20 protein-coding genes and 1 pseudogene are annotated in these 25,081 nt (G+C 67.1%); 12 read left to right on the forward strand and 9 right to left on the reverse strand.

The window, feature by feature from the left end:
* Nucleotides 1-25: 25 nt before the first annotated feature.
* Nucleotides 26-1,957, reverse strand: a complete 1,932-nt coding sequence (locus DBO33_RS33560) for a hypothetical protein (RefSeq protein WP_159080656.1) — start codon at nucleotides 1,955-1,957, stop codon at nucleotides 26-28.
* 737 nt (nucleotides 1,958-2,694) lie between these two features.
* On the opposite strand from DBO33_RS33560, the gene DBO33_RS33565 reads away from it, so the two are divergent.
* From DBO33_RS33565 to DBO33_RS33605, 9 genes are all read left to right on the forward strand, one after another.
* Nucleotides 2,695-3,093: a TOBE domain-containing protein gene (locus DBO33_RS33565; RefSeq protein ID WP_107658627.1), complete on the forward strand. Its 399-nt coding sequence runs from the start codon at nucleotides 2,695-2,697 to the stop codon at nucleotides 3,091-3,093.
* Between the two features lie 11 nt (nucleotides 3,094-3,104).
* On the forward strand, nucleotides 3,105-3,881 hold the full coding sequence (modA, locus tag DBO33_RS33570) for a molybdate ABC transporter substrate-binding protein (protein ID WP_107660812.1): 777 nt from the start codon (nucleotides 3,105-3,107) through the stop codon (nucleotides 3,879-3,881).
* Nucleotides 3,878-4,681, forward strand: coding sequence for a molybdate ABC transporter permease subunit (gene modB / locus DBO33_RS33575; RefSeq protein WP_199856831.1), 804 nt, complete (start codon nucleotides 3,878-3,880; stop codon nucleotides 4,679-4,681). The genes modA and modB overlap by 4 nt, the downstream gene beginning before the upstream one ends.
* Nucleotides 4,678-5,727 (forward strand): ABC transporter ATP-binding protein, encoded by a 1,050-nt coding sequence (locus DBO33_RS33580; protein WP_107658628.1) that lies wholly within the window; start codon nucleotides 4,678-4,680, stop codon nucleotides 5,725-5,727. The genes modB and DBO33_RS33580 overlap by 4 nt, the downstream gene beginning before the upstream one ends.
* Nucleotides 5,728-5,865: 138 nt before the next feature.
* On the forward strand, nucleotides 5,866-6,720 hold the full coding sequence (locus DBO33_RS33585) for a hypothetical protein (protein WP_107658629.1): 855 nt from the start codon (nucleotides 5,866-5,868) through the stop codon (nucleotides 6,718-6,720).
* A 26-nt stretch (nucleotides 6,721-6,746) separates the two neighbouring features.
* A complete protein-coding gene (locus DBO33_RS33590; RefSeq protein WP_107658630.1) occupies nucleotides 6,747-6,971 on the forward strand; it encodes a hypothetical protein in 225 nt (74 codons plus the stop codon).
* A 103-nt stretch (nucleotides 6,972-7,074) separates the two neighbouring features.
* Nucleotides 7,075-8,244: a thiolase family protein gene (locus tag DBO33_RS33595; RefSeq protein ID WP_107658631.1), complete on the forward strand. Its 1,170-nt coding sequence runs from the start codon at nucleotides 7,075-7,077 to the stop codon at nucleotides 8,242-8,244.
* 37 nt (nucleotides 8,245-8,281) lie between these two features.
* Nucleotides 8,282-9,301 (forward strand): phosphotransferase family protein, encoded by a 1,020-nt coding sequence (locus DBO33_RS33600; protein WP_107658632.1) that lies wholly within the window; start codon nucleotides 8,282-8,284, stop codon nucleotides 9,299-9,301.
* A 122-nt stretch (nucleotides 9,302-9,423) separates the two neighbouring features.
* Nucleotides 9,424-10,002 carry a pyridoxamine 5'-phosphate oxidase family protein gene (locus DBO33_RS33605; protein ID WP_107658633.1) on the forward strand — a complete coding sequence of 193 codons (579 nt, stop codon included), beginning with the start codon at nucleotides 9,424-9,426 and terminating at the stop codon, nucleotides 10,000-10,002.
* Between the two features lie 85 nt (nucleotides 10,003-10,087).
* Here DBO33_RS33605 and DBO33_RS33610 read toward each other — a convergent pair whose 3' ends face one another.
* The 3 genes and pseudogenes from DBO33_RS33610 to DBO33_RS33625 all read right to left on the reverse strand — a co-directional run bounded on the left by DBO33_RS33610 (nucleotide 10,088) and on the right by DBO33_RS33625 (nucleotide 13,571).
* The gene (locus DBO33_RS33610; RefSeq protein WP_107658634.1) at nucleotides 10,088-12,034 is read right to left on the reverse strand and encodes an MFS transporter; all 1,947 of its coding nucleotides are present in this window, start codon (nucleotides 12,032-12,034) and stop codon (nucleotides 10,088-10,090) included.
* Nucleotides 12,035-12,352: 318 nt separating this feature from the next.
* Nucleotides 12,353-12,679, reverse strand: a pseudogene (locus DBO33_RS33615) (transglycosylase family protein); the annotation flags it as partial.
* Between the two features lie 424 nt (nucleotides 12,680-13,103).
* Nucleotides 13,104-13,571, reverse strand: coding sequence for a PaaI family thioesterase (locus tag DBO33_RS33625; protein ID WP_107660813.1), 468 nt, complete (start codon nucleotides 13,569-13,571; stop codon nucleotides 13,104-13,106).
* A gap of 262 nt (nucleotides 13,572-13,833) precedes the next feature.
* Here DBO33_RS33625 and DBO33_RS33630 point away from each other — a divergent pair, with 262 nt between their 5' ends.
* Together DBO33_RS33630 and DBO33_RS33635 are read left to right on the forward strand one after the other, a co-directional pair.
* Nucleotides 13,834-14,781 (forward strand): SMP-30/gluconolactonase/LRE family protein, encoded by a 948-nt coding sequence (locus DBO33_RS33630; RefSeq protein WP_234391180.1) that lies wholly within the window; start codon nucleotides 13,834-13,836, stop codon nucleotides 14,779-14,781.
* Nucleotides 14,782-14,971: 190 nt separating this feature from the next.
* Nucleotides 14,972-17,665: a discoidin domain-containing protein gene (locus DBO33_RS33635; RefSeq protein ID WP_107658637.1), complete on the forward strand. Its 2,694-nt coding sequence runs from the start codon at nucleotides 14,972-14,974 to the stop codon at nucleotides 17,663-17,665.
* An 18-nt stretch (nucleotides 17,666-17,683) separates the two neighbouring features.
* Here DBO33_RS33635 and DBO33_RS33640 read toward each other — a convergent pair whose 3' ends face one another.
* Nucleotides 17,684-19,450 carry a gamma-glutamyltransferase family protein gene (locus DBO33_RS33640; protein ID WP_107658638.1) on the reverse strand — a complete coding sequence of 589 codons (1,767 nt, stop codon included), beginning with the start codon at nucleotides 19,448-19,450 and terminating at the stop codon, nucleotides 17,684-17,686.
* Nucleotides 19,451-19,605: 155 nt separating this feature from the next.
* Between DBO33_RS33640 and DBO33_RS33645 the strand changes: the two genes are divergently transcribed.
* Entirely contained in the window at nucleotides 19,606-21,192 is a 1,587-nt protein-coding gene (locus tag DBO33_RS33645) for a BCCT family transporter (RefSeq protein WP_107658639.1), read from the forward strand.
* Nucleotides 21,193-21,209: 17 nt separating this feature from the next.
* On the opposite strand, the gene DBO33_RS33650 is transcribed toward DBO33_RS33645, so the two are convergent.
* From DBO33_RS33650 to DBO33_RS33665, 4 genes are all read right to left on the reverse strand, one after another.
* On the reverse strand, nucleotides 21,210-21,965 hold the full coding sequence (locus DBO33_RS33650; protein ID WP_107660815.1) for an NYN domain-containing protein: 756 nt from the start codon (nucleotides 21,963-21,965) through the stop codon (nucleotides 21,210-21,212).
* 91 nt (nucleotides 21,966-22,056) lie between these two features.
* A complete protein-coding gene (locus tag DBO33_RS33655) occupies nucleotides 22,057-22,872 on the reverse strand; it encodes an RNA polymerase sigma factor SigF (RefSeq protein WP_107658640.1) in 816 nt (271 codons plus the stop codon).
* Nucleotides 22,862-23,293, reverse strand: a complete 432-nt coding sequence (locus DBO33_RS33660; protein ID WP_107658641.1) for an ATP-binding protein — start codon at nucleotides 23,291-23,293, stop codon at nucleotides 22,862-22,864. Before DBO33_RS33660 ends, DBO33_RS33655 begins: the two co-directional genes overlap by 11 nt.
* A 128-nt stretch (nucleotides 23,294-23,421) precedes the next feature.
* Nucleotides 23,422-25,029 (reverse strand): peptide ABC transporter substrate-binding protein, encoded by a 1,608-nt coding sequence (locus DBO33_RS33665; RefSeq protein ID WP_234391181.1) that lies wholly within the window; start codon nucleotides 25,027-25,029, stop codon nucleotides 23,422-23,424.
* Nucleotides 25,030-25,081: the final 52 nt, after the last annotated feature.

Genomic DNA, 25,081 nt, shown 5'->3' on the forward strand with positions numbered 1-25,081 from the left:
TCGGGTCTCCTTCCGCCGCAGCGGGTCACTGGAATTGGTCAGCGAGGCCGTGATATCTGTTGGCGCGCACCAGAAATGGCAGCTTCTGCGGGGCATGATCGGCTAGCTTCTCGTAGCTGTGCTCGATCCGCGAACACAGCAGCGACTTCTGCTCCGGCGCGGTGATCCGGATATCCGACTCGAACGCGGGCACCAGCGCGACCAGGACCGCGAGGTACTCGCGCAAGGTGTGCGCGCGATCGTCGCCGTCGATCAGATCGCGATCGCGCGCGGATGGGTGCGGTGTCTCGACTACCTCGTCGAACAACCGCAACCACTGCGCGGACGGCAACTCGGGCAACAGCTCGGCGAGCTCGTCGACCACCGCGCCGCGACCGCTCAGCAGGCGAGTGTGGTGCAGTCTGCTCGCCCGATCATCGGCGGCGACGTTGTCGCGCAGTTGGCCGAAAACCCTTGCCCAGTCCTGCCCTTCGGTGCGGGCGGCCAGCGCGCGCAGGCCGAGCAGTCGCGCCAGCGCCGGCAGTCGATCCTCGCCGCCGGGAGTGACGTACCACATCGACCGCAACTGGAACAGCGGCGAATCGTGCTCGACCCCGGCGGGCAGCAGCGCGACCAGACCTTGCGCCTCGGTTTTGTGCCTGGCCGCCGCAACCGTGACGAGCGCGGTCGCCAGCTCCCGGCGGAAGAGTTTGTGCACGCTCAGGCCCCGAACGAAGACGCGCAACAGATACTGCTCGACGGTGGTGCCGGATTCGGGTCCCGGACTCTGGAGCAGGCCGTCGAGGTCGCCGAGCAAGTCGTGGTCGTGTTTGATCCGGCGCAGCAGGTAGTCCGTGCCCGCGGGATGACCTCGGGTGAGCCGGTAGATCGATGCGCCGATGTTCTCCGACTGGTACGGGTCGACATCCTTGGCCATCAACTGGACATCGCTCAGGCCGAGTTCCGGCAACCGCACCCGGGCCCACGGCGATCCGGCGGCCGCGATCCGCGGCGGCGCGAGTGGTTCGGGCAACACCGTCGGCGCGGGCACCTGCCCGACCAGCCCGTCGACCAGCGCACCGGAGCTGACGGTTACCAGCGCGAGTGGATCGGACAGCCGGGCGTTGGTCGCCGCGATCGACTGCCGGACCCGCAGCAAGGAACCGGTGAAGGAGGTGGCCGCCGACGCGTCACCGTCGTCGATGAGCACCAGAATATTCGAGGTGCGCCAGTTGACCTTGGCGACGCTGTGCCGCAGGTCCGCGAGGAACGCGCCGACCAGCACGTCGTCGACCCCACGTCGGATGATCGGATCGGTACTTCTGGCGTTGTTGCTCAGCTCGATCAGCGTGTGCTCGGCATCCAGGCGCAGGCCGAGGTCCTGGTGGGCGAACCACGCGGCGTTCGGCCCCCAAGTGAACCTGCTCATCAGCCGGCCGCCCATCAACCGGTCGACCACCGCGTCGGAGATCGCGTTGGCCACCCCCGGTGCGATCACCTGGGCGCCGGGCACCTGGATGTTGGCGGCCAGCGACCCGGCCAGATTGATCAGGTTGCGGACGAATCCGATGAGGGCCGAGCGGCGCTTGTACCGGTTGAGCAGCAGGTGCAGCTGGTTGAGCTGCTCCTCGGGTGGGACGCCATTGAAATCCTCGGCGATGACGATCTGCGCGATGACCACCCGATGGAACGCGACGGCGTAACCGGGGATGTCGGCGCTGAGCCCGAGCATGGCCGCGGCCAGCACGGTCCGCAGCGGATTGTGCACGTCGAAGGGGCGTTCCAGCGGCCGGACCAGCACCGAGGGCGTGTGCCCTTTCCACTTGTCGAGGACCTTGTTCAGCAGGGCGGTCCGGCCGGAGCCGCCGCATCCTTCCACGACCAGGACCGGCTTCGGCGGCCGTACCGCGTCGGTCGCCGGAACCTCGATCAATGTGTCGATCAATTCGAGTAGATCGGTGCGCCCCACAAACACCAAGCATCGCCTCCCTGGGCTTGGCGTCACCATAACAACAACCAGGGGCTCGCGGTAGCCGGATTAAGCTCTGAGACAACGTATTAGGGCGATAAGCGAACCAGTCGCCGGTTCGAACCAACCGGCCTGGACCTTAAACCTGCGCCCGGCGGCCGAGGTGCCGCCGGGTCACAAGATCGATTAGATGACGTGCCAGGCCTGCAACAGGTAGGTGATGTTGGCGGCAATGGACGTCACGACGTTCGCGAGATTCAAAGCGGACGAACCCAGATCGATAAGCGGCACCGAAATTCCTCCATCAGATGGGACTGCGAAACCCTCTCCAATGTAATGATCGCCGGGTGAACTCGCGCCGGTTGATCACCGGTGGCCAGTCCACGGGAATGCGCGACTACGGTGCGAAATCATGTGGCGGACAGGGGTTTTTGCCTTGTCGGGCAATAGTTCGGTCGACGTATGTTGTGAGACAGTTCACCGACAATTGCGCCACACCGATCACATTCGGCACATATCGGAAAAAGCGGTCATGCGGGCGTAATGGATTGCGCTTATTAAGACGGTTCTGCCCGGCACACCAGCGTCGTGCGGTCACGAGGGCACGCCGGCTTCGTGCGGTCACGAGGATGAGCTCCGCCAGATGGCCGGAACGAACGCGGCCGGGGACAGGGCGCGCGCCGGCAAGCCTGCACTCCGGGTAACTGGCTCTTGCTTTCCGCAGATGCGGCAATAAACTACGAATCGTGTCGGATTTGCGGATCAGTGAGGTGGCGGTGCTGGCAGGTGTCAGTGACGACACCGTGCGGCGGTGGATCGAGCAGGGCAAGCTGACCGCGATCCAGCTCGGCAACGGGCGCAAGGGGGTGCGCGGGCGCGAACTGGCCGAATTCCTGCAGGCCAATGCGGAGACCCCCCAACCGGGCGTCACCGTTGCCGCGTCCGCACGCAATCGGATGCGCGGCATCGTGACGCGGGTGCTCAAGGACACGGTGATGGCGCAGGTGGAGATGCAGGCCGGACCGTTCCGGCTGGTGTCGCTGCTCAGCCGGGAATCGGTCGACGAACTCGGGCTCGAGGTCGGCAGCGTCGCGGTGGCGTCGGTCAAGTCGACTCACGTCGTGGTAGAGATCCCGGAAAGTTGATGAGGTCGAGCATGATTCGCGCGCTGAGCGCCGCTGCTGTTGCCGCGGTGACCGTACTGACCGTGGTGGGCTGCACGGACGACCGAGCGGCGCCCGCCGACGCAGGTCAGCTCGGCGGCACCGTCACGGTGTTCGCCGCGGCCTCGCTGACCGAGACCTTCACCGAGTTGGGCAAGCAGTTCGAGGCCGCGCACCCCGGCGTCCGCGTGGTCTACAGCTTCGGTGCCAGTTCGGCGCTGGCCGAGCAGATCAACCAGGGTGCACCCGCCGACGTCTTCGCCGCCGCGGCGCCCAAGAACATGCAGCAGGTGCGGGACAAGGGCGAGGTGACCGGCGCGCCGAGCACCTTCGTGCGCAACCGGCTGGAGATCGCGGTCCCCAAGGGAAATCCCGGACGCATCACCGGCCTGGCCGACTTCGGTAAGACCGAGCCGAAGCTCGCGCTGTGCGCCGAACAGGTGCCGTGCGGGGCCGCCGCGAAGACGGTATTTGCGGCCGCGGGCGTCACGCCGCAGCCCGATACCCGCGAGGCCGACGTGAAAGCGGTGCTGACCAAGGTCAGGCTGGGCGAGGTGGATGCCGCGCTGGTGTACCGGACCGATGTGCTGGCCGCGGGGGCGCAGGTCGAGGGCATCGACTTCGCCGAGGCGGCCGCGGCGATCAACGACTACCCGATCGCGCCGCTCGCGAACGCGCCCAATTCGGCTGCCGCCGTGGCCTTCGTCGACTTCGTGCGGTCCGAGCAGGCGCGGGCGGTGTTCGCCGAGGCGGGATTCGACGCACCGTGACGCGACGCCGGGCGGTGCGGGGACGACGCCCGCTGGTGCTCGTCTTGCCCGCGCTGTTCGCCCTGGCGTTTCTGCTGGTTCCCCTGGTCGGGCTGCTGGTGCGGGCACCGTGGCGCAGCATGCCGGATCGCCTGCTCGATGCCGAAGTCGGTCAGGCCCTGCAGCTTTCGCTCGTGACCGCGAGCCTCGCGACGGTGATCTGCCTGATCCTCGGCGTGCCGTTGGCGTGGCTGCTCGCGCGCGGTGAGCTGCGCGGTCGCGCGGTGTTGCGGGCGCTGGTGACCGTGCCGCTGGTGCTGCCGCCCGTGGTCGGCGGTGTCGCGCTGCTGCTGGTGCTCGGCCGACGCGGGCTGGTCGGTCAGTATCTGTACGAATGGTTCGGCGTCTCACTGCCTTTCACGACGGCAGGGGTGGTGCTCGCGGAAGCTTTTGTGGCGATGCCCTTTCTGGTGATCTCGGTGGAAGGCGCACTGCGAGCGGCGGATCCGCGCTTCGAGGAGGCGGCGGCGACTTTGGGCGCGTCGCGCTGGTTGACCTTCCGACGGGTGACGCTGCCGTCCGTGCTGCCGGGTGTCGTGGCAGGTGCGGTGCTGTGCTGGGCGCGCGCGTTGGGCGAATTCGGTGCGACGATCACGTTCGCCGGCAACTTTCCCGGGAAAACGACCACCATGCCGCTGGCGGTCTACCTGGCCCTGGAAACCGATCCGGCGGACGCGATCGTGCTCAGCCTGGTGCTGCTCACGGTGTCGGTCGCCGTGCTGGTCGCCTTGCGCGAGCGGTGGATTCGAGGCGCCGCATGACGTTGCACGCCGAATTACGGGTGACGCGCGGCGATTTCGATCTCGATGTCGAGTTGTCGGTGGCGCCTGGTGAAGTCGTCGCCCTGCTCGGCCCCAACGGTGCTGGTAAGACCACCGCGTTGCGGACGCTGGCCGGGTTGACACCACTCACCGACGGGATGCTGAGAATCGGTGAAAAGACTTGGGACGCACCACCGAAGGTGTTCGTGCCTGCCGAGCATCGTGAAGTCGGCGTGGTCTTCCAGGATTATCTGCTGTTCGGGCATCTGAGCGCGCTGGACAATGTCGCGTTCGGCCTGCGCGCCCGCGGCCATCGCCGCGCCGCCGCGCGAACCCGCGCCATGCAGTGGCTGGACCGCGTCGGCCTCGCCGACCACGTGCACGCCAAACCGCGTGCCCTGTCCGGCGGCCAAGCCCAACGCGTCGCCCTCGCTCGCGCGCTGGCCACCGAGCCCGCACTGCTCCTGCTGGACGAGCCGCTGGCCGCGCTCGATGCAAGCACCCGACTGCGCGTGCGCTCCGACCTCGCCCACCATCTCGCCGACTATCCCGGCCATACCGTGCTGGTCACGCATGACCCGCTCGACGCCATGGTGCTGGCCGACCGGCTCGTCATCCTCGAAAACGGCGTGGTCGTCCAGGAAGGTTCCCCGAGTGAGGTCGCGCGCCGCCCGCGCTCCGACTACGTCGCGAACCTGGTGGGCCTCAACCTGTATCGCGGCATTGCCCACGGCACCACCGTCGAGCTCGACACCGGCGGCACCCTCATCGTCGCCGAGCCCGGCACCGGCCCGGTGCACGTCGCCTTCGCCCCCACCGCCGTCAGCCTGCACCCCGACCACCCCACCGGCAGCCCGCGCAACGCCTGGCCGGTCACCATCTCCGGCATCGAACAGCACGCGCACACCATCCGCCTGCGCCTGGACGGCACCCCACCCGTCCTCGCCGACGTGACCCCCGCCACCGTCGCCGACCTACGCCTGCGCCCCGGCCTGAAACTCTGGGCCGCACTGAAAGCCACTGAAACTCATACCTATTCAGCATAATTTCCACACCCTCGACGGCGCGACCAGCGGCTGTCGGAAAACCGCTGATCAAACGGGGTGCAGTGCTCGGCGGCGTGTTGCACTGGACGCGGCCGGAGCCGGAAAAGTCTGTCGGTGCGCGGTGGCACTGTTCCCGCCATGCCGAGCATCCACCACGAAGCGCCCCTCGAATTGTTGCGCCACAACCCGGAATTGGCGGCCGCGCTACTGGCGGATACCGGCATTCGGCTACCCGCTGGAGCCACCGCCACGATCAGCGACAGCAACCTCAGCACCTGCAACCCGCCCGAGTTCCGTGCCGACGCCGTCACGCTGCTGCGTGGCATCGACGGCGACAAGCTCGCCATCATCACCGAATCCCAATCGGCCCCACCCAAACGCGGCAAACGCCGGGCCTGGCCGGCCTACGTCGCGGTCGCCCAATCCCAGCACGACTGCGACGCCGTCCTGGTCGTCATCGCCGCCAGCCCAGCCACCGCACACGCCTGCAGCCGCACCATCCACACCGGCCACCCCGGATTCAGCCTCGCCCCCATCGTCATCGGCCCACACAACACCCCCGATCCCACCAACCCAGCCTTCGCAGGCGTAGCCCCCGAACTCACCGTCCTAGCCGCCCTCACCCACGCCCTAGACCTCACCGAAGACGCCAACCGCCGCCTGGTCCTCGATAAACTCGCCACCCTCGATCGCGAGACCCGCACGACATACACTCGATTTGTCCGGCACGCCGCCTCGGACGCGGCCAGAAAAGCCCTGGAGGAACTCATGGCCAGCCCTACTTACCGTGACGACTGGGTCGACGGTCTGCTCGACCAAGGAGAAGCAAGAGGCGAAGCGAAGTCGCTACTGCGGGTCCTCGCCGTTCGTGGATTTCCGGTTGCGGATGACGTCCGCGAGCACATCCTTTCCACCTCGGATACCGGACAGCTAGAAGCCTGGCTCGACAAAGCGGTGGTCGCCAAGTCGCTGGATGAAGTCTTCGACTTTTAACCAAGCTGTCGTCAATCGGGAGAATCATGACCAGCCCTACTTACCGCGACGACTGGATAGACGGTCTGCTCGACCAAGGACGCGCCGAAGGCGAAGCGAAGATGTTGTTGCGCGTCCTTGCTGCACGGGGATTCGCCGTCTCGGACGAACTCCGCATACGCGTTGAATCGTGTCTAGATACCGTCCAGTTGGAGGAATGGGGCGATATGGCGATGGCAGCCGACTCGCTGGATGCGATCTTCGGCAACTGATCGAGCAACGTCCAGCAGACCTCTGCCTTCTCGATCCCGCACACTGCGAATCCGTGTTAACTTAGACGAGAATCGCAACTAACTTAGCTGATCGGAGAGGGCTATGAGGTCCGCCGTCATCGTCGATGTCGTTCGTACCCCGTCGGGCAAAGGGAAGGTCGGGGGTGGGTTGTCGGGGGTGCATCCGGCTACCTTGCTCGCCGGGGTGCTGGCCGAGTTGGTGGCGCGCAACGGGCTGGATCCGGCGCTGGTCGATGACGTGGTCGGCGGGTGTGTGACGCAGAGCGGTGAGCAGGCGTTCAACATCAGCAGGACGGCGGCGCTGGCCGCGGGGTTCCCGGAGTCGGTGCCCGCGACGACGGTGGATCGGCAGTGCGGGTCGAGCCAGCAGGCGGCGCATTTCGCGGCGCAGGGGGTGATCGCGGGGGCGTATGACATCGCGATCGCCTGCGGGGTGGAGTCGATGAGCCGGGCGCCGATGTTCTCCAACGCCCAGGGCAAAGATGCGAACAAGGGGCCGCTGGCGCATCGGTATCCGGAAGGCCTTGTGCAGCAAGGCATCGCGGCCGAGGTGATCAGTGCGCGGTGGAAGTTCGACCGGGTCGCGCTCGACGAGTTCGCGGCACGCTCGCACCGGCTGGCCGCGGAAACGGCCGCGGCAGGCGGATTCGGGAACGAGCTGGTCGCCGCGGGCACCTTGACCGCGGACGAGACCATCCGCCCCACCACCACCGCCGAGGGCCTGGCGGGACTGAAGCCCGCGTTCGTGGACGACCAGTTCGCCCAGCGGTTCCCGGAGATCGAGTGGTCGATCACGCCGGGCAACTCCTCCCCGCTGACCGATGGCGCGTCGGCCGCGTTGATCATGAGCGAGGAGGCGGCGAACAAGCTGGGCTTACGCCCCAGGGCACGGTTCCACTCCTTCTCGGTGGTCGGCGACGACCCACTGCTCATGCTGACCGCCGTCATCCCGGCCACCCGCAAGGTGCTGGAGCGGGCAAGCCTGAGCATCGACGACATCGACGCCTACGAGGTGAACGAGGCGTTCGCCCCGGTTCCGCTGGTGTGGCAGCACGAGCTCGGCGCGGATCCGGCCAAGCTGAACCCGCGCGGCGGCGCGATCGCCCTCGGCCATCCCCTCGGCGCCTCGGGCACCCGTATCCTGGCCACCATGGTCAATCATCTCGAACACACCGGCGGCCGCTACGGCCTGCAAACCATGTGCGAGGCAGGCGGTTTGGCCAACGCCACCATCATCGAGCGTCTCGGATGACGTGCAGCGAGCGCCGGCCCATCGAGCAGGTGACCCGGTGACCGCGGCCCTCGCCGGCCTCGATCTGCCTGCGCTGCAACGGTATTTCGAGGCGCACGTGCCGCAAACCGCAGGACCGTTGACGGCATCGCTGCTGAAAGGCGGCAAATCCAACCTCACCTACCGCCTCGACGACGGGACCAACGACTGGGTGCTGCGCCGCCCGCCACTCGGCCCGCTCACCCCCACCGCGCACGACATGGCTCGCGAATATCGCATCGTCGCCGCGCTGCAGGACACGAATGTGCCTGTCGCGCAGACGGTCACGTTGTGCGAGGACACCGAGGTGATCGGTGTCCCGTTCGCAGTCGTCTCGTTCGTAGACGGCCACGTCCTGCAAGACGGTGACCAAACCGCGGCACTCACCACCGAGCAGGCCCGCGCCTGCGCGGAAGCGCTCGTCGACACCCTCGCCGCACTACACGCGGTCGACTACACCGCCGTCGGCCTCGCCGAATTCGGCCGCCCCGCCGGCTACCTTGGCCGCCAGGTGAAACGCTGGCGCGGCCAATGGGACCGCGTCGCCACCCGCGAACTCGACGCCCTCGACCGCCTCACCGACGCACTGCGCACCGCGTTGCCGGAGCAGGCGGCCGAGACCATCGTGCACGGCGACTACCGCCTGGACAATACGATCGTGGCCCGCGACGACTTCGGCAGGATCGCCGCCGTGGTCGACTGGGAGATGGCCACGCTCGGCGACCCGCTCGCCGATCTCGGCCTGCTCCAGGTCTATTGGGACGATCGCTGCGAACCGGTGCTCGGGGTCCGGCACGCGCCGAGCGCCAACCCTGGCTTCCTGTCTACCGAGGAGATCGCCGAACGCTACGCCGCCGCAACGGGTTACTCGCTGACGCATCTGCCGTTCTATCAGGCCCTCGGCTACTTCAAGTTGGCGGTCATCGCGGAGGGCATTCACCAGCGCTTCCTCGCGGGCAAGACGGTGGGTGAGGGCTTCGCCACGATCGGCGCGGCCGTGCCGCTACTGCTCGACGCCGGGCTCGAAACACTCGGATGACGGGCAGGACCCGCGTCACGGGCCGGCACGTGATCTGAGCCTCAGCCGCCCGTCGGCCCTCACCTCCGGAGTTACGCTCGAACCCGGAGTCCTGTGATGGGACGGCTAGGGAAAGGGCCCGGATGGCGAAGGTCTTCTCGCATCTCGACGACGCACTACGCAAGTTCATCGGTGAGCAGTCGATGTTCTTCGTCGCGACCGCACCCTCCGAAGGCGGCCGAGTCAACCTGTCCCCCAAGGGCTACCGCGACACCTTCGCCGTGCTCGACGACCACACCTTCGCCTACCTCGATCTCTACGGCAGCGGCGCGGAAACCATCGCGCACCTGCGCGACAACGGGCGCATCACGGTGATGTTCTGCTCGTTCTCCCGCACCTCGCGGATCCTGCGGCTCTTCGGCACCGGCCGGCTGGTGCGCCCGGACTCCGCCGAATTCGACACCCTCCGACCGCATTTCGGTCTCCAGCATCCCGGCCTCCGCGGCGCCATCGTCATCACCGTCGACCGCATCGCCGACTCCTGCGGCTATTCGGTCCCGTACCTCGAGCTCGTCGACGAACGGCCGGTGCTGGACAAACTGCACGGCGGCCGCAGCGACGACGACTTCGCCCGCCGCATCGTCGGCGACAACGCGACCAGCCTCGACGGCCTGCCCGCGCTCGAGCCGGACCACCCGATACCCTCCGCCATCCCCCGCTGACCACCCGAGACGGCGTCGACGAGGTGGAACTCGCGGACGGCGTCCCGGGTGCTGATCGGATCGAGGTCACCCCGGCGGCGGGTGCTTACCGCCCGCTCGGCAGCGGCGTCAGCGCCGCCAATTCCTGCTGCACCAGCCGATCGTGCGCGTCGGCCTCGGCCGCCGCCTTCTTCGGGTTCCAGTGCCCTGCCATCAGGAAAACGAACGGCAGGAACGCGATCTGGGCGATCAGGCAGATCCACCACCACCGCTCCCACTGGTTCGGCGAATCGGCCTGAGCCTGCTGGACTTCTTTCGCGTGCGCGGCCAGATAGGCCTGATCGTCGGCGGGAATGGTGCCGACCGCCTGGAGCTGCTGGCCCGCCTGCTCGAGCTTCGCACCCACACTGCCGAGAACAGCGAGGTCGGCGGGCGGAATCTGCTGGACCGCGGTGAGCCGGGTGATCGCCTGATCCGGCGGGATACCGAATTTCTTCGCCACCTGCCCCACCGCCGCGAGCCCGGCGGTCCCGTCCTGCGGGTTCGCGGCGAGTGCCGCCTGCGTGGCCGGTTCGATGGCCTGCAGCGTCGCGAGTTCGTCGGTGTATCGGCCGCTGAGCACGAACGCCTGCTGGATCTCGGCGGGCGACGCACCGGTCAGCTTGTTCAGCGCCGTCACCATGGCCACCTGATCGTTCGGGTTCTCCCCCAATGCCGCAAGGGTTTCCGGCCCGCCCTGTTGGATCGTCGCCAACTGCGGACCGTACTTCGACTGGATCTCGTGCAGCCGCGGACCGTGGTTGACCAGCGGACCCGCCGCGTTCACCACCACGAGCAGGCCGAGAAGCACCACGGTGACGACGCTGCGCAGCGTGCCACCCCACACCGCGAGGCCCACCGCGGTCGCCGCCGGATTGCGCTGCTCCACGGTCTCGGTGAAGCTGGCCATCCAGGTCGAGTAGGCGATGCCGGTGCCGACGGCGATGATCACGAAAACCCAGGCGAAGGTGTAGTAGTCGGTGCCGGGCTCGTCGGTGTACCCGATGAACAGATACATGCCGACGAGGCTGATCAGGGCGCCGACGATCATGAACGGCTTGCGCACCTTCAGGTAGTCCGAGGCGATGCCCGCCAGCACCAGGGCCAGCGCGTTGGCGGTCCAGTACCAGTTGCCGAGCGCATTGGCCTTGGCCGGGCTGAAGCCGAAATTGGTAGCCATGTAGACAGGCAGGAAGGACACGATCGTATAGAAGAACGCCAGGAAGAGGCTGATGGCCAGCGCCGACCCGACGATGTCGAGATGCAGCATCTGGCGCCACTGCCCCTGTTCCAGTGCGCGCACATCGAGTCCGCGGGCCCGCGCCTCGATCAACGCCCGGTCGCGCAGCGACACCATGATCTGATCGCGCAGTCGCGGGCTGAGCTCACGCAGGCCGACGACCGCGATCACCGCGATGACGAGGCAGATCACCCCGCACAGCCGGTAGTGGTACTGCCAGTCGGGATGCGCGTCCAGCGTCCGGGTGGAGATCTGAGTGGTGACCAGGGCGCCGATCACCGGCCCGAGAGTCCAGAAGCCCATGGCGGAGGCGCGGCCGAGCTGCGGCGAGAAGTCACGAATGAGCGCGGGCGTGGCCACCAGGACCGCGCCTTCGACGATGCTCACCAGGCAGTAGACGACGAGGTACTGCTCCTTGGTGGTGGTCGCGGGCACCGCGAACAGCGTCAGCAGCGAGCAGATCACCACGCCGTAGGCGACGATATTGGCCCGTCCCCACCGGTCGAGCACTCCCGCGAGCACCGAGGCGGCCGCGCCGAACGCGGCGCCGATGATGAAGATCCAGACGAAGTAGGCGAACGAGAGGTCGAAATAGGCGATCAGCTCATTGCCCACCGCGCCGGTGACGAACAACTGGTAGTAGAGCGCGATCGAGGTGATGACGACGACGGTCAGATACCAGGAACGGGCGGGGGTATCGGGATAGTGCGGTAGCTTGCGCTGCCACAGCCCGGTGAGAATGGTCGGCGGGGCCGCGGTGGTGGTCGAACTCATGGTCGAGATGCCTTTCTAGCCACGGCATCTCGTCCAGATCTACGGCGAGCCAGCACGAAGGAGCCGGGTGGCAACAGGCTAGTGATAGCCGTCACCGGCCGCAGGCATTTCGCCCCACGAGACCGAAACGTGTTCTAGTTCGAAATCCTGGGATGAAATATCTGAGCGCTCGCCCGGACATCCGCGTATTCGATAATGCGAAAAGACATTCGACCTGCGATAAATACTTTCGACGTCGGGCAATAATGCCCGCCCGCTAATCGCCCCGAAATAGCCCGGCGCCTACCACGTTGCGCGGTAGGCGCCGGAGACGCATCAGAGGTAGGCGCCGCACACCGGCCAGGCGCCGGGGCCCTGGGTGGCGAGCACGTTCTCCGCGACGCGGATCTGCTCGGCCCGGCTGGCGTTGCTCGGGCTGCCGACGCCGCCGTTGGCGGTCCAGGTGCTCTGGGTGAACTGCAGGCCACCGGAGAAGCCGTTACCGGTCTCGATCCCCCAGTTGCCGCCACTCTCGCACTGCGCGACGGCGTCCCAGTCGTGGGCCGACGCGGTGGCGGTGGACAGGCCGAAGGGGACGGCCACGAGGGCGCCCAGTGCGGCGGTGAAGCCGAGGACGCGGGTACTGAACTTGCGATTATGCGACATATGAGTTCCTGCCTGCGCCTACCGGCCCGGCATCTGCTCGCCGTGCCCCTGTCCCCAGGGAGGTCGGGGATCCTCGAACCGTGGGACAGGGTCACCGGCATTCAACGGTTCGAGTTCGAGCCCGTCATCGATCGGGCTCCGGCGACGGTAGCGAAGAAGTCGCCACTAATCACGTCCCGATCACGCAGGAACTTCCTGAACCACAACTGGAGGGTTATGCCGTTTATGCATCTCGAGCAGGCAAGAAGAATCGCCGTCGAGCACTGAGATTGTTACGTTATGTGCCCGAGATCACCGCGAAATTGTGGCGCCGGTCGCAGGACGGCACGGCGGGGTCCCACTCAGCGGGACAACAAAGAAAACCTCGCTGTGCACGCCTCGAAAAACGAGTAATCCCCGCGCCGAACGGTTCGGCGCCGAACCCTTACTTACCGTGTGCCCGCAGTTGATAAAGCCCCTCGGTCTCCGCGACAACAACGCCGTCGGCATCGGTGACCACGGCGGTCAGCGTGAAGTCCGACTTCCCGGTGGCCGCGGCTTCTTCGGCGATCCGCGCGATCTCGTCCTCGGACAACCTCGCCTCGGCGCGCACATCCGTCTTCGCCGGCTTGCGGAAGAACACGTGCAGGTCCTTGACCAGCGGGTAGAACTCGGAGTTGTCGAAGGTGGCGATCGCGATCGCGCCGCCGAGGATCTCGGCCACCGTGAACAGCACCCCGGCGTACATCACCCCGTAGTGGTTGCCGTTGCCCTCGATCGGCACCGTCGTGGCCGCGAACCCGCGCCGCACGTCGACCGCGGTCACCCCCATCCGGTGCGCGATCGGAATGGTGAACTCCAGTGCCCCGTTGACGATCTCCGCGAACGGCGGAGTCTCCACCTCATCACTCATCGCGCACCACTCCTTCACACCGGAGGCGACCAGCACCTCTTCTCTGCCACCTCGGCCGATCTCCCCGAAGCGTAGCCCGCCCGATCGCAAACGCGGTGCGGCGCTGACCGTCTCGTGGGTTTGCCGGTGCCACGCCGGGGCAACCCGCGTACGTGATCTCCCGCCGCCAGGAGCGCATACTGCACTGGATTTCCCAGGCTTCCGCCGGCGCTCCGGGCTCCGTGGCGGCGAATCGCACCCAGCAGAGACAGCCGAGGTATGCATGAGCACCATGGACAAAGCCGCGATCACCGTGGCCGCATTGACGTTCGCCGGATTGTCGGCGGTGGTCGCGCCCGCAGCGCACGCCGCGCCGGTGTGCGGTGGTGCGGGACAACCGACGCTGCCTGCCGCGGCACTGCCCGGGGCGCTGGAAGGGCTGACCGTCGACGCACGCGGGCGGGCCTTCACCACGGATCTGGCGACCGGGCGGGTGTATCGCATCGACGCACCCGGCGCGGTGCCGGTCCCCCTTGCCACCGTGCCGAGCGGCGGTGGCGGTGCCCTCGCGTGGACGCCGGACGATAAATTGCTGGTCGGCTACGGCGCGGACGCGCGCTCCTTCGCCGGTGACACGCTGCGCCACGCCGGGATCATCACCCTCGATCCGGATACCGGTGCGGTCGCGCCCTACGCTGCGGGTCTCAGCGCCGCGAACGGCATGGACGTCGCGAAGGACGGAACCGTCTACGCCACCAACGACTTCGGCAATCTGGTCGGCCGGGTCTACTCGAACGGTGCGGTGCAAGCCGATTGGGCGTCGTTCCCCAGCGCGAACGGTGCGGTCCTCGGCACCGACGACGAATACCTTTATGTGAGCAGGACATTCGCCAACCCAGGGGTGAGCCGGATCCCCACCGCCAACCCCGGTGCGCCGCAGTCGCTGCTCGACCTCGGTGGCGGCGACGCACTCGCCGCGCCGGACGGTTTGACGCTCGATTCGCTGGACCGCCCGGTGGTCCCCCTCAACACGGCAGGCCAGGTCATCCGGATCGACGCCCCGAACCAATACTGCGTCCTCGGTAGCGGCAACCCGATGACGAGCGTGCTCACCTACGGTCGCGGTACCACCGGCTTTTCGGCGGGCCGCCTCTTCGGCGCCACCTTCACCGGCCTGATCTACGAGATTCCCGGTGGCTTCGACCCGAACGCCCGCACTGCGACGCCGTAAGGGGCGCGAACGCGCGACCACGTGACGAGAAGACTTCCCGAATACCTGCGGCGGATCAACGTGGCCGAATCGCCGCCGACGGGCGATCATAGGATGACTACTGGTCGGCTGTCCCCGTCATATCCCACCGGACCCGGACCCGCGTAGCCGAGCACGACACCATCGTCCATGCGTCACATGGAGGTACGGAATGCGTTCTCGCACCACGAGCCTGATCGGTATCGCGCCGCTCGTAGCGGTCGTATTGGTGGCAGTCGGGGTGGTGTTCGCCGTCCGGCACAACCCGCAGGAGCAGTCCGCGTCCGTCTGCCCGAATGACGACACCGCGTCCGAACCGGGCTGGACGTCGTCGAACGCCGAGGTGGACGCCGGGTTCGAACGACATCCGTTCGTCGGCAACGGTTATCTCGGGTTGCGCGTGCCACCCCGTGGCGCCGGGTATGTGTCGACAGGCGAGCCGAGCGGCTGGCCGCTGTACACACCGCGCTACGACGGTGCTTTCGTCGCAGGCCTGTACGGGCACACGCCGGCGCTGGCCGACGATCGGGAGGTCGCCGCGGCCATCCCGAACTGGTCCGGGCTCACTGTCGGTGTCGGCGCCGACACCTACGCGGCCGACACCCCGGCCGAGCGGATCACGAACTTCACCCAGACCCGATACCTGCGCTGCGGGCTGGTGCGCACCGCGCTCACCTGGACCAACCGGGACGGTAAGGCCACCGATCTGGTGTACGACGTCATCACGGATCGGGTCGACCAGCATGTGGGCGCGGTCCATCTCACCCTCGTCCCGCACTGGTCCGGGGAGCTGACCGTGACCGATCTGCTCGACGGCACGGGCGCCCGCCGGATGACCCAGACCTCTGGTGATGCGGGCGCTGACGGTATCCGGGTCGGTTTCCGCACCGACGGCACCGGAGTCGAGGGCGCGGTGGCGTCGGTACTGAGTACGGGAGCTGCGCAGCAGTCCACGGCGCGGGATCTCACCGCCAGCCAGCAGACGCGACTCACCGTGCAAGCCGGAAAGTCTTACGAGGTAACCAAATTCGTCGGCGTCGACACTGAGCTCACCACCGCCGATCCCGCTGCGGCGGCGCACGACGCCGCGCTGCGGGCGGCGCGCAAGGGCTGGCCGGATTTGCTTGCGGACACGGCGGCAGCGTGGCGCTCGTTGTGGCAGGGCGACCTCGAGATACCCGGCAACCCCGACCTGCAGTCGTGGACCCGCGGCGCCCTCTACTCGCTGTATTCGAGTACGAATGCCCAACAGGACAACAGCATTTCGCCCGTCGGGCTCAGCAGCGACAACTACGCGGGCGCCGTGTTCTGGGACGCCGACATCTGGATGTTCCCCGGTCTGCTCCAGTTGGCGCCCGATCTCGCGAAGTCGGTGGTGGAGTACCGATATAAAACCTTGCCCGCCGCGCAGGCGAACGCACAGCAGCTCGGCTACCGCGGCGCCTTCTACCCGTGGACCAGTGCGAGCCGGGGCGCGCTCGCGGAATGCCACAGCTGGGATCCGCCGCACTGCCTCACCCAGATCCATCTACAAGGCGACATCTCCCTCGCGGCCTGGCAGTACTACCTCGCCACCGGCGACACCGGCTACCTGCGCGGTCGCAGTTGGCCGATCATGCGGAACCTGGCCGAGTTCTGGGCTTCGCGGGTGACGCCGAACCCCGACGGCAGCTACTCGATCGACAATGTCGCGGGCCCTGACGAATACAGCAACGGCGTCAAGGACGGGGTCTACACCAACGCGGTCGCCGCACTGGCGCTGCGCAATACGGCTCGGGCCGCCGAGATCCTCGGCGAGCCCGCCCCGCCCGAGTGGACCGCGATCGCCGAGCACCTGCGCATGCCCTTCGACCCGGCTCGGCAGATATTCGCCCAGTACGACGGCTATCCCGGGACCTCACTGAAGCAGGCGGACACCGTGTTGCTGATCTACCCGCTGGAATGGCCTATGTCGCAGGAGGTTTCGACCAACACGCTCGAATATTACGCGGAGCGTACCGATCCCGACGGGCCCGCGATGACCGACTCGGTGCATGCCATCGACGCTGCGGCCATCGGCACGCCGGGTTGTGCGACCGATACCTACCTCGAGCGCGCGGTGCGACCGTTCGTGCGCGCGCCGTTCGGGCAGTTCGCGGAGGCCCGCGGCAGTAAGGCGGGTGCCAAGGATCCCCTGGCGGGCGCGCCTGCGTTCACCTTCGTCACCGCCGCGGGCGGTTTCCTGCAAACGTTCACCAACGGCCTGCTCGGGCTGCGACTGCGCGCCGACGAGGTTCGCATCGATCCGATGCTGCCGCCGGAGCTGAGTTCGGGATTGCACCTCCGTGGTATGCGTTGGCAAGGAAGGACTTTCGACGCTGATATCGGGCCCGATGATACGAAAGTCACGCTGAAAGACGGTGCGGAGATGCGGGTCCAGACCGCGACGGGCACCCAATTGGTCAGCCGTGACCAGCCGTTGAGCGTCAAGACCCGCCGGCCGGACCTCACTCCAACCGACAACGTCGCCCGCTGCAAGTCCGTCGCGGTGAGCTCGGCCGAACCCGGTCGTTACGCCGACGCCGCCGTCGACGGCAGCACCGCCACCGGCTGGGCGCCCGACGCCGAACAAGGCACCCTCACTGTCGATCTGGGCACCGAAACGCTTGTCGGCCGGATACTTGCACGCTGGTCGGATCCCGCGCCGGCGACGTCCACGATCTCGGTGTCCACCGACAACCAGACCTGGACGACGGTCACTGTCGACCCGGCAACCGGCGCATCCGCGAACCCGATCGCTGCCCGCTATATCCGACTGAGCGTCACGGCCGCGGATCCGGCCGTCCATCCCGGGCTCCGCGAACTAGAGGTCAGCGCCGCGAAATAGCCGACCCGCAGCCACGGTTCAGCGCCCGACGGCGTAACCCTGCATGCCGCGCGGGTTCGCGGCGGCCGACAGCACACCCGACTCCGGGTCCCGCGCCACGGCGCACAGCCGGCCTTCCGACCAGGGATCGCCGACAGTGACATCGTGGCCACGTCGGCGCAGGTCATCGATGATCGACTCGCCGATCCTGGACTCCACCACGACACCGCCGGGTTCCATGTCCCGCGGGTAGAACGAGCTGGGAAACGACGTGCCATGCCAATTCGGTGCGTCGATCGCGGCTTGCAGGTCCAAGCCGCCGTAGGCGACGGACAGGAAGAAATGCAACTGCCACTGGTCCTGCTGGTCACCGCCGGGCGTGCCGAAGGCGAGCACCGGAACGCCGTCGCGCAAAGCCAAGGACGGGGTCAGGGTGGTGCGCGGACAATGGCCGGGCACAAGGGTATTCGGCAGGCCCTCGTCCAGCCAGGCCATCTGCAGGCGGGTGCCGAGCGGGAAGCCCAGTTCTGGAATGACAGGATTGGAGTGCAGCCAACCGCCGCTCGGCGTTGCCGAGATCATATTGCCCCACTGGTCGACAATATCGAAATGGCAAGTGTCGCCTCGTGTTTCGCCCGCACTGGCCAGTGAAGGCTCACCCGCGCCCGGCTCGTCGGGCACCGGGCCCGAGCCGCCGATGTGCGAACTGAGCAGTGGCGTACGCCCATCCGGGCTGCCGGGACGCAGTTCGTAGCAGGCCTTCGCGTCGATCAGCGCGCGCCGCTGTGCGTTGTACTCCGCCGAAAGCAGCACGGACACCGGCACATCGGGCACATCGCCGTACCAGGCTTCGCGATCAGCCATGGCCAGTTTGCAGTTCTCGATCAGCAGATGGACGTACTCGGCGGAACCGTAAGCCGGTAGATCAGCGGGCAGCAGGGCGAGTTGCTGCAGGAAGACCGGTCCCTGACTCCACGGCCCCATCTTGCACAACGTCCAACCGTGCCAGTCGTAGGTCGCGGGCGCCTCGTAGGTCGCCGACCAGCCGGCCAGGTCCGCCGCCGTCAGGGTGCCGACGTGCCGCGCACCGCTGGTGTCCAGGGTGGGCCGCGCCGACTGCCGCAGCATCGCCTCGGCGACGAATCCGCTGCGCCAAATCCGCCGGGCCGCTTCTATTTCCGCCACCCGGTCGCCACCGCCCGCGGCGACGGATTCGTCGATCAACCGGCGCCATGTCCGGCCCAGCGCCGGATTGCGGAACAACTCACCGGGTTTCGGTGCGATGCCGTCGCGCAGGTAGACCTCAGCCGAAGAAGTCCATTCGGTGGTGAAGAGTTCGCGGACCTCCTCCACCTGTTGCCGCACCCGCGGCACAGGTGGGTGCCCGTCCTCCGCGTAACCGATGGCGAAGCTGAGCAGCTCGGCGAGCGAGCGCGTGCCGTAATCACGCAGCAACACCATCCAGGCGTCGAACGCGCCGGGTACCGCGGCCGCCAACGGCCCGGTGCCCGGGATGAATTCGAGTCCGAGCCCGCGATAGTGCGCGGCGCTCGCGCCGGCGGGCGCGGGTCCCTGTCCACACAACACGCGGACCGGTTCACCCACCGGGGCGAGGATCATCGGCGCCTCGCCCGCCGGCCCGTTGAGGTGCGGTTCCACCACGTGCAGCACGAATCCGGCGGCCACCGCAGCGTCGTAGGCGTTGCCGCCGCGTTCGAGCACGGCCATCGCGGACTGCGACGCCAGCCAGTGGGTGGACGACACCATCCCGAACGTGCCCCGCAAAGTCGGTCTGGTGGTGAACATGTCGAACCCTCCGGTCACGCGCTCGCCCGCGCCCGGACCGGCGCGATTCCCTGTGGAAAATACCGTCCGCGCCGCCCGGACCGCCGCACGCACCCGCGCCCGGGAGCGGCGCGTCCATTCGGCTAATCGGCCGTTACCCGTAATAGTTGAGGGCGATGGCTACCGACACAGACACCACCCCGACCGGACCCGACCTTCGCCTGATCGGCATCGGCATCGCCACGGTGATCGCCGGTGTCGGCTGGGCGGCCCTGGGCAAGGACAGTTTCGGCTCCGCGTCGAAGACCGCGCTGGACTGGGTACTCGGCAACTTCGACTGGTTGTTCGTGGTCTCCGCCGACGTCTTTCTCGTGCTCTGTGTCGTGATCGCGGTCAGTCGTTTCGGGCGGATCAGGCTCGGAAAGGACGATTCGAAACCGGAGTTCAGCAACCTCGCCTGGATCGCCATGATGTTCAGCGCGGGCATGGGCATCGGGTTGATGTTCTATGGGGTCGGCGAGCCGCTGCAGCACTTCGTCGAGCCGCCGCCGTCGACCGGGATCGAGCCGCAGACCACCGCGGCCGCCAGTGCGGCACTGCAGTATTCGCTGTTCCACTGGACTCTCACGCCGTGGGCGATCTACGGCATCGTCGGACTTGCCTTGGCCTACGCGGGCTTTCGGAAAGGGCGCGGTAATCGATTGTCCGCCGCCTTCGTGCCGTTGCTCGGCGAGCGCCGGGCACAGGGGTGGGCGGGGCAGGCCATCGACCTGCTCGCGGTGTTCGCGACCGTCTTCGGCACCGCAACCAGTCTCGGCCTCGGCGCGTTGCAGGTCGCGAAGGGTTTGCAGCTCACCGCGGGTGCGCCGGACACGGTGACCGTGCAGCTCATCATCATCGGCGCACTCAGCGCCGCCTTCGTGCTGTCCGCGTTCTCCGGGCTGCACAAGGGCGTCAAATGGCTGTCCACCGTCAATATTCTGCTGGCCGGGCTGCTCATGCTGTTCGTCTTCGTGCTCGGGCCGACGGTGTATGTGCTCGACAGCATTCCGTCCAGCATCGGCAACTATCTGACCAACCTGCTGCCGATGGCCACCCGGACCGGCGCCTACGCCGACCCGGCCTGGCTCGGTTCCTGGACCATCTTCTACTGGGCCTGGTGGTTGTCCTGGGCGCCGTTCGTGGGCACCTTCATCGCGCGCATCTCGCGCGGCCGCACCATCCGCGAGTTCCTCATCGGGGTGCTGCTGGTGCCCAGCGGGGTGACCGTCGTGTGGTTCTGCATCATGGGCGGCAGCGCCATCCGGTTGACCACCACCGGCGTCGCCGACCTCACCGCGAACGCCGCCGACGCCGAGGCCTCGCTGTTCGACATGCTCGACGCGCTGCCCGGCGGCACCATCACCTCCTGGGTGTCGATGATCCTGGTGATGACCTACTTCGTCACCAGCGCCGATTCCGCCTCCCTCGTCATGGGCTCGCTCACCAGCCGAGGCGCCCTCAATCCCCCCTCCTGGCTGGTCATCACCTGGGGCATTTTGATGGCCTCGGTCGCCGCCGTCCTCCTGGTCGCAGGCGGCCTCAACTCCTTGCAAACCGCCACCATCCTCGTCGCCCTCCCCTTCGTCCTCGTCATGCTCGCCCTCTGCTGGTCCCTCATGAAAGAACTGCGCGAAGACCCCGGCGCAGGCCCCACCCCCAACCACCCCCTCTANACCTACGTCCGCGACCTCCGCAACCGCCCCATCCCCCTAGAACGCTGAACGGCTGAGCCCCGCTGTTACTTAGCGGGTGGGCGGTTGCGGAGGTCGCGGACGTAGGTGACGGCTTGTTTGCCTTCGCCGGGGCTGCGGGTGTCTAGGTCGAAAAGGGTTGTTGCGGTGAAGAGTTCGCCTAGTTTGCTGTAGCCGTAGGTGCGGGGATCGAAGTCGGGGCGCTGTTTGTTGATGATCGAGCCGACGCTGGAGAGGGTGGCCCAGCCGGAGTCGTCGGAGGCGGCGTCGACGGCGTTGCGGAGCAGGTTCATCAGTTTGGCGTCGCCTTTGAGCTGGTTGGCGGCGGTGCGGCGGGCCGGGGTCGGCGACTCTTCCGTTGTGCCGGTGAGGTTTTCGGTGTAGATGAACTTGTCGCAGGCGGCGACGAAGGGTTTGGGGGTCTTGTGCTGGCCGAATCCGTAGACGGTGCGCCCGGATTCGCGGATGCGGCTGGCCAGGCGGGTGAAATCGCTGTCGCTGGAGACGATTACGAAACCGTCGAGGTTGCCGGTGTACAGCAGATCCATCGCGTCGATGATCATCGCCGAGTCGGTGGCGTTCTTGCCGGTGGTGTAGCCGAACTGCTGGATCGGCTGAATCGACTGCGCGAGCAACTGATCCTTCCAACCCTTGAGGTTGGTACTGGTCCAGTCGCCGTAGGCCCGCTTCACGTGCGCCGTCCCGTACTTGGCCACCTCGGCCAGCAATCCGTCGGCGATGCCGGGCTGGGCATTGTCGGCGTCGATCAGCACCGCAAGCCGGGTCGCGTTCTCGCTGCTCAAGGCATTCCCCTTCGTCGGTCGGCTACCGGACAACGGTAGCCCGGCACCGCCGAACAGCACGACACGCCCGGTACCGGACGCGCCGACGACCTCAGTCGCGCAGCGCCTGTTCGCGCAGCGTACTCAGCGTTTTCGACAGAATGCGCGAGACTTGCATCTGCGAGACGCCGAGCTGCGCGGCGATCTGATCCTGGGTCTTGGACTCGAAGAACCGCATGATCAGCACCTGACGCTCGCGTTCCGGCAGCGCCGCGATGAGCGGCTTCACCGCGAGGTAGTCCTCGACCGTCTGGTATTCCGGCTCTTCGGCGCCCAGGGTGTCCAGCGGCGAGCGCGGCGCGTTGTCGTCGTCGCTGTCCAGACCCACATCGATCGACGAGGTCTGATACGCGTTGCGCGCGATCAACGCCTGGGTGACCTCGACCAGGTCGGCGCCGAGTTCGTCGGCGATCTCCCGGGCCTTGGGCATCCGGCCGAGCCGCTGCGCCAGCGTCTCGATGGCGGGCGCGATGGTCTGTTGAATCTCCTTGAGCCGCCGCGGCACTCGCACCGACCAGGTGTAGTCCCGGAAGTGGCGGCGCACCTCGCCCATGATGGTCGGCACCGCGAAGGCCAGGAACGGCGAGCCGTGCGAGGCATCGAAACGGTCTACCGCGGCCACCATGCCGACGCGCGCGATCTGCAGCAGGTCGTCGAAGTTCTCGCCGCGGCCGGTGAACTTACGGGCGATGTGCTCGGCCAGCGGCAGGCAGCGGCTGATCAGCTCCTCGCGCACGGCGGCGCGGCGCGGGTCGTCGGCGTCGAGCTCGCTCAGCTCGACGAACAGGGGCTCGATATTGTCGTAACTGTCCCCACCACGCCGGCGCGGCTCATGATCCACGCCCGACGCTGTCGCGTCATTGTTCATCGACGTCGCCCCGGGCCCAGACGAAGTCGACGACAGTCGGGTACCCGGAGACGGCGGCGTCGAACGGCGCCCTGGTCGCCGTGACCGAGTCGGTCAGCGTCTGCACGATGTGCCAGCCGAAACTGCCGGACCCGACCTCGGCGTCGGACGTGCCGACCGCGTGGATGGTGGCGTTGAGCACGCCTTCGCGATAGCTGAACGCGCAATCGATGGTCGACCCCGGTGCCGCGTCCTGCATCAGCACGGTGGCGATCTCGTCGAGCGCGAGACGGATATCGGTGACCTCGTCGAGCCCGAAATCGGCGATCAGCAGCACGGTCTCGGCGAGGGCGCGCAGCATCGTCAGCTGTTCCGGCGATGCGGGCACCGTGACGGCGACCGTTGTTGTCCCCGTCACGGATTCGGATACCCGTTCACTCATTCCGCCACCACCTCGTTTACGCGCGCGTGTCCGATCGACGGGTCAGCCTACCCGGACCGGAGCACACCGGCAGCGGGGCACACCCGTGTGCCGCGCCGCCGTCCCCGGCGACGCGGCGGATCACGCGGCTACTTCTCGATATTCTCGAAATCGAACTGGCCGTTCCAGGCCAGTTCGGCCTTCTTCACCTTGTCGCCGAGACCCGCGGTGGCGATGTAATCGAGCACCGGGATATCCGGCATGTCCTTGAACAGCAGGGTCTGCGCCTGCGCCACGAACTTGTAGGACTCCTCCAGCGTCGGCGCGGCGAGCGCGGCGTCGATGAGCTTGTCGAACTCGGGGTTGCTGTAGTCGACGTTGTTGGTGCCCGCGCCGGTGTAGTACTGCGCGGTGAGGAACTGCAGCATCGTCGGGTAGTCGCCCTGCCAGCCGTATCGGAACGCCTTACCGATCGTCCTGGACGTGATCGCCGAACGGACGTCCTTGAAGGTCGGATACGGCGCGCCGAGCGCCTCGATGCCGAGGGTGTTCTTGATGCTGTTGGCCACCGCTTCGATCCAGGCCTGATGGCCACCGTCGGAGTTGTAGGCGATCTCGTAGCGACCCGACCAAGGCGAGATCGCGTCGGCCTGCGCCCACAGCTTCTTCGCCTCATCCGGATTGTACTTCAGCACCTCCGAGCCCGGCAGGTTGCCGTCGAAGCCGGGCAGCGTGATCGCGGTGAAGTCGCGCGACGGGATCCTGGTGCCGTGGAAGATGTTCTCGCAGATCTGCTCGCGGTTGATCGCCAGCGAGAGCGCCTTGCGCCGCAGCACCCCTTCCTGGCCCGCGAAATGCGGGATATTGGTCTGGCTGCTGATGTGCTGGTTCTGCGCGGTCGGCTTGGTGATCGCCCGCTCGCCGAGGTCCTGCTTGTAGGACGCGAGCGCGCTGTCCGGGATGGTGTCGAGGGTGTCGAGGTTGCCCGCGATCAGGTCGGCGTAGGCCGTGTCGAACGACTGGTACATCACCATTCGCAGACCCTTGTTCTTGGCTGGGCGGGCACCCTTGTAATCGGGGTTCGGCACCAGGTCGACCTTGACGTTGTGTTCCCACGCGCCCGTGCGCGCGAGTTTGTACGGCCCGTTGCCGATCGGGTTCTCGCCGAACGCCTTCATGTCCTTGAACGCCGCCTCGGGCAGCGGATAGAACGGGGTGAAGGCGAGCGCGAGCTCGAAGTCGATCGACGGGCTCTTCAGCGCGACGGTGAAGGTGCGGTCGTCGACCACCTTCAGGCCCGACATCGTCTGGGCCGCAGGCTTTTCCGCAGCGACCTCGTCGTAGCCGACGACGCTGGAGAAGACGTAGCCCTGCAGCTGTGCGTTGGTGCTGAGCGCGCCGTAATTCCACGCGTCGACAAAGGATTTCGCCGTGACCGGTGTGCCGTCGGTGAACGTCCAGTCCGGCTTTATGGTGATCTTGTAGTTCTTGCGGTCCGTCGTCTCGATGGACTGCGCCATATCGTTGTGCGCGACACCGTTGGCGTCGTAGTACTTCAGCCCGGCGAAGATCCGGTCGACGATGCGGCTGCCGCTGTTGTCGTTGTTGCTGGCAGGCAACAGCGGGTTCTGCGGCTCGGTGATATTGGTCGTGACGATGCCTGCGTCGGTACTGTCGTCCGACGAACAGCCGGCCAGTCCCAGGCTCGTGGCCAGTAACAATGCCGCCGTCAGCGCACCGGCTCTGGTGAATCTCACTGCGTTCTCCCCAGGTCGAGCAGGGGCAGCACCCGCGACACGCGTGAGGTCA

This window comes from Nocardia suismassiliense (genome assembly GCF_900269665.1).
Taxonomy (GTDB): Bacteria; Actinomycetota; Actinomycetes; order Mycobacteriales; family Mycobacteriaceae; genus Nocardia; species Nocardia suismassiliense.

Coding starts and splice junctions, on each gene's coding strand:
- modA (WP_107660812.1), top strand. CDS start 3,105: ATGATTCGCGCGCTGAGCGCCGCTGCTGTTGCCGCGGTGACCGTACTG.
- DBO33_RS33580 (WP_107658628.1), top strand. CDS start 4,678: ATGACGTTGCACGCCGAATTACGGGTGACGCGCGGCGATTTCGATCTC.
- DBO33_RS33585 (WP_107658629.1), top strand. CDS start 5,866: ATGCCGAGCATCCACCACGAAGCGCCCCTCGAATTGTTGCGCCACAAC.
- DBO33_RS33590 (WP_107658630.1), top strand. CDS start 6,747: ATGACCAGCCCTACTTACCGCGACGACTGGATAGACGGTCTGCTCGAC.
- DBO33_RS33595 (WP_107658631.1), top strand. CDS start 7,075: ATGAGGTCCGCCGTCATCGTCGATGTCGTTCGTACCCCGTCGGGCAAA.
- DBO33_RS33605 (WP_107658633.1), top strand. CDS start 9,424: ATGGCGAAGGTCTTCTCGCATCTCGACGACGCACTACGCAAGTTCATC.
- DBO33_RS33610 (WP_107658634.1), bottom strand. CDS start 12,034: ATGAGTTCGACCACCACCGCGGCCCCGCCGACCATTCTCACCGGGCTG.
- DBO33_RS33625 (WP_107660813.1), bottom strand. CDS start 13,571: ATGAGTGATGAGGTGGAGACTCCGCCGTTCGCGGAGATCGTCAACGGG.
- DBO33_RS33630 (WP_234391180.1), top strand. CDS start 13,834: ATGAGCACCATGGACAAAGCCGCGATCACCGTGGCCGCATTGACGTTC.
- DBO33_RS33635 (WP_107658637.1), top strand. CDS start 14,972: ATGCGTTCTCGCACCACGAGCCTGATCGGTATCGCGCCGCTCGTAGCG.
- DBO33_RS33640 (WP_107658638.1), bottom strand. CDS start 19,450: ATGTTCACCACCAGACCGACTTTGCGGGGCACGTTCGGGATGGTGTCG.
- DBO33_RS33655 (WP_107658640.1), bottom strand. CDS start 22,872: ATGAACAATGACGCGACAGCGTCGGGCGTGGATCATGAGCCGCGCCGG.
- DBO33_RS33660 (WP_107658641.1), bottom strand. CDS start 23,293: ATGAGTGAACGGGTATCCGAATCCGTGACGGGGACAACAACGGTCGCC.